This window comes from Dehalococcoidia bacterium, from assembly GCA_028711995.1.
In the GTDB taxonomy this organism is placed as follows: domain Bacteria; phylum Chloroflexota; class Dehalococcoidia; order SZUA-161; family SpSt-899; genus JAQTRE01.
Map to the genome: position 1 here is coordinate 1 of JAQTRE010000188.1, position 4,256 is coordinate 4,256.

A 4,256-nucleotide genomic window follows, 5' to 3' on the forward strand; every position below is an offset into this window, starting at 1 on the left:
ATCGCTTTGGCCGCAAACGGCTACTTCAGGCAGGGCTGTTCCTATTTGGAGCGGGTTCGCTGGCAGCGGCACTTTCCACTTCTACCGAAATGCTCATTGCTTGCCGGGCCTTCCTCGGTATTGGCGGCGCGATGATCATGCCTTCCACGTTATCAATCCTCACCGATACCTTCCGCGATCCCCAGGAAAGGCCAAAAGCGATTGCGATGTGGGCAGCGGTATTTGCCATTGGGGCAGCTCTGGGTCCGGTCATTGGCGGATATCTACTGGAACATTTCAATTGGAGCGTGGTTTTCTACATCAACCTCCCCGTGGTGACCATGGCCTTGATCGGCGGATATGTTTTCATTCGGGAATCGAAAGGTGAAGGGGCTCCCAAGCCTGATCTGCCCGGTGTGGTTCTCTCCATCGCCGGGTTGTTTGTTTTGGTATATGGGATCACCAAAGCCGGGGAGGAAAGCTGGACAGATAGCACAGTCATTATTTGCTTGGGAGCAGCGGTAGTCGTTCTGGGGGTCTTTGCATGGTGGGAGAGCCGATCCCAAAACCCTATGTTGCCGCTGGCCTTCTTTAAGATCATGTCCTTTACCGGGGCGACCATGGCTATGGTCTTGACTTCATTTGCCCTGATGGGTTCGATGTTCTTCATGAGCCAGTATTTGCAGTCGGTACAGGGGTACTCGCCGGTGGCATCGGCCTTGCGCATGCTTCCCCTTGCGGGGGTGATATTTGTGACCACTATCATGTCTGCCAGGATCGGCGAGATGATTGGCAACAAACTTGCAGTGGGCTTTGGCATCCTGATCGCAGGGGGCGGCTTGCTGTATTTGTCATTGACGCTCACGGCCGGCAGTGCCTACCTGGATAAGATCGATCACGTGAAGGTCATGGCTTCCCTTCCGGAAGGGGCCGCGGCGGCAGTTCGCAGCAGCATTCAGGGTGCGCATATCGCTGCCGGGCAATTGCCGGCGGATGCGTCACGGACAATTGTCGAAGAATCGAACTCGGCATTCACCTCCGGGCAGACCTGGAAACCTGATCCCACTCCTCATGACCTTCAAGATGGAGTCTGTAGTCCAATATCCTATTACAAAGAAGCATGTACCTGCATCTCAATCCACCCTCGATCTCTTTCCTCAGCAGATGGACTTCCTTGATGAATGACGCAGCCTGAACCCTGAGAAGGCGTTGGGGCGGTTCACTCATAGGCTAGCACGACTTGAAAGTGGGCTGACCTATATTTTCGGTCCGATTGCAGATAACGCTCTCCATTGCCTCTGATGGGAGAACGCCGAGCAGCTGATGAATTGGTGAATCGACACCTTAAGCCGCAATGCCAACGCATGAGTCAGCAGGCAAATCGTTTGTCATCAAATCGTGCCCCAGAGAGCCGATCAATCATGAAGGCCGGAAGCAGGACAGCGTTCTGTCAGGAAGGCAATTCATCCATCATTTCGGCATCGGGAGAACTGCCTGCTTTCCTGTCTAGGAAGACCACTCGGCTGGCATGAATCTCCAGCCGAAGACGATTCTGCCCATCATTCCCGGTCCAAGTTTTCGTTTTCAGCCGACCCTGGGCATAGACCTGCTGGCCTTTGGTCAGAAACTGGTTGCAGGTTTCTGCCTGACCACCCCAAACCACTATATCGAACCACTCGGTTTCCTTCACCGGTGCACCATCGGCAGCATTTCGCATGTAATTGGTTGCCAGGCTGAAATTGCATACCGGTTTTCCGTTGGGAGTGAACCGCATTTCCGGGTCACTCCCAACATTCCCGATAACCATCATCTCATTGAGGTATGCCATCTATTCTCTCCTCTTGTCTGTTATCAATCAGCGAACAGCGAAATAAGATACTATTGGAGCCGAACACTTTGGGCTTTTCAGACGCTGTGAACGAGCTCTGTGGGGGCTTGGTTGTAAGCTCTCCGGCGATTCAGTGTTTGTATCCGTACCCTCTTTCAGTTACCGTCCAAAGAAGCCAGACAGTTGAGCCGTGGCTATGACATGCCCGGCCATTTTCTCGGTCAGAACGGCATAATCACTATTGGTCGATAGATGCATTCTATCGATGTCGAGTGCATACAGCACAAGCTGATAACGATGTGCCCTCATTCCCTTTGGCGGCGCAGGTCCTTGATACTTGTTGGAATCGGCGTTGAAGAGCTTTACGAAGGTGGTCTCCAGCTCCTTTGCGCCCGGTGGCAACTTATCCGGGCTTGCTCCCGCAACCAGGCTTCTCACAGACGCGGGGATGTCGATCACTGCCCAGTGGACCAGGATATCGCAGAGGAAACTCCCGCAAGGCGGCAATTTACCGTAATCCGGAACCGTCTCTCCCCAAGGGACATCGAGGTCAATCATAGTCAGGACAAAGGACTTTGTTCCTTGCGGGATATCCCTCCACTCAACTGGCGGTGAGCTGTTCTTTCCTCCTGCGAGGAGATTGGTGAAGAGAAGTGGGATTTTGCCTCCCTCGACAAATGCTGAAGATAGAAGGTACATGTTTTTTTCTCTTGGTCCTCCTTCTGTGGATGATCGGGTGCTCCTGCCACCGGAGATGATTTTTTCTTGGAGCACTGGGATCGATTATACCACTCGATATTGCCGGGAGGGGTCATTGGTTACAACAAAGGCTGTGGGGCCAAGTCTCCTTGATACAGTCAAAGTCTGCCCGCCGCCCCCCAACAAAAAAGAGGATGCCTTTTCAGACATCCTCTTTTCCTTCACTCTATCTGACCCAAGCCCCACTCCGGCTCTAATTACTCGGAGTAACCTTCCGGAAGACTTTCCGGTATGAGTCCGCCTGAGCTTTTCCTGCCTGCTCAAGCCTGGGCTCAATGCTTGGATGGTCATTACGGGCTTGGCTCAGTTTCCCCTTGGCCCTGCCTCATCAGCAGGGCCTTCTGATACTCCAGCCACACTCCGTACCACTTCTGAAGCGTCATCGCTCACCCCCTCTACACCATGTCCCCCTCCACCCCCCTTTTCAGTTCATAATATACAGCATGAACATCAGGGTAACAGTGACCAAAGTCACACCCGTGATGGCGTAGACGCTAATCTCTGGCAGAACAATCAATCACCCCCTCAAACTCATGATAAATGGCCTGAGGTGTGCTATGCTAAGTGGCAATCAAAGGGTTCTGCCAAGGCCTCGTTAGGCGCGTGACAAGATCGTGGGCCCCGCAGAAAGGAGAGCGTGAGGTGGACTACAAAGGTAAGGATTGCCTTGTTGAGACATGGAGATTAGAGGCAGCCAAAGTCAAAGCATCTTTCGATGTGATGAATGTGACGACCGAGTTCCATACGGTCCTGAAAAACAAGCTATCGAATGAGGGATTATCCGTAGTGGCGACGAGTGCCGACGCCCAAATCGTGGTACGCGGCAGGTTCGTCTGCATTGATGAAGGCAGCAGGCTCTGGCGATACCTTCTTCCCTTTTTCGCCGGTAAGCCTGTGATCGAAATGGAGGGCGAACTGATCGTCAACGGAAGCAGAGTTGCGAAATTGTCTGTAACAGAGAAGCGAATCGGCGGGTTCTTTGGAGGTGAAAGCAAGACTTTACTCAAGTCCTGTGGCAAGACAGCGGCGCAGAAGGTTGCCAAGCAGGTAGTTGCGGGACTCAGGAATGCATAATGACAGATAATTTGGCACAACCGGGTGATATCAGATTAAGGCCAGTGCGATTAGATGGCTTTATCGATCCCTTCCGCTAATGACTAGATCGCCTCAAGATTTATCCTGCGGCTCATGTGTATCCAGAGCCACTTTCACCCTCGCGAGCCCTCAGTCAAGAGAGTCAGAGACTTCAGAGGCTTTTTCATCAACTTTTTATATATCCATCAGATCAATCCAAACTGATATTGGAGAAGATATGACAAAAGCCTCTCAACCCTCTTAACCCTCTTGTCTTTCTTCCATAACGGCTCATCCGGACCATATCGATTATGGCAGTTCCAGAAGTGTGCTGGTAGCGGTACTCATTTCCCGCTTTGACTCCTGGGGTCTTGGGGGATATAATAATGGCAATGTGGACCCGACAGGGAGATGGGCACAAGTTGTGGTATTAGGTTGCATTTTGTCCCCCTAATACCCGACAAAGGGATATTGTGCAGTCTAGTAGTTGTTAGCTACCCAAACTGTGCAATCAAGATGTCAGGGGCATGGCAGACTGTTCAAGCAGCAACCACATACCTCCATATGATAAAATTGAGATCATAGGTAGATACCATCGTAGGCGATAAATGCGGGT

Annotated in this window: 4 protein-coding genes; 2 read left to right on the top strand and 2 right to left on the bottom strand. The window is 51.9% G+C overall.

Annotation, left to right across the window (positions count from 1 at the left end; genetic code table 11):
• Nucleotides 1–1,157, top strand: a 1,157-nt coding sequence (locus PHV74_15160; protein MDD5095692.1) for an MFS transporter, incomplete at its 5' end; no start/stop codon positions are given.
• 272 nt (nt 1,158–1,429) lie between these two features.
• On the opposite strand, the gene ssb is transcribed toward PHV74_15160, so the two are convergent.
• Both ssb and PHV74_15170 read right to left on the bottom strand, forming a co-directional pair.
• Nucleotides 1,430–1,807: a single-stranded DNA-binding protein gene (gene ssb, locus PHV74_15165; protein ID MDD5095693.1), complete on the bottom strand. Its 378-nt coding sequence runs from the start codon at nt 1,805–1,807 to the stop codon at nt 1,430–1,432.
• 159 nt (nt 1,808–1,966) lie between these two features.
• Nucleotides 1,967–2,506, bottom strand: a complete 540-nt coding sequence (locus PHV74_15170) for a YbhB/YbcL family Raf kinase inhibitor-like protein (protein MDD5095694.1) — start codon at nt 2,504–2,506, stop codon at nt 1,967–1,969.
• Nucleotides 2,507–3,208: 702 nt separating this feature from the next.
• Here PHV74_15170 and PHV74_15175 point away from each other — a divergent pair.
• Complete coding sequence (locus PHV74_15175) at nt 3,209–3,640, top strand: DUF4410 domain-containing protein (protein MDD5095695.1); 432 nt, start codon at nt 3,209–3,211, stop codon at nt 3,638–3,640.
• The last annotated feature ends 616 nt before the right edge of the window (nt 3,641–4,256 follow it).

Excerpts from the sequence above, each read along its gene's own strand:
- ssb (MDD5095693.1), bottom strand. The coding sequence starts at position 1,807 with ATGGCATACCTCAATGAGATGATGGTTATCGGGAATGTTGGGAGTGAC.
- PHV74_15170 (MDD5095694.1), bottom strand. The coding sequence starts at position 2,506 with ATGTACCTTCTATCTTCAGCATTTGTCGAGGGAGGCAAAATCCCACTT.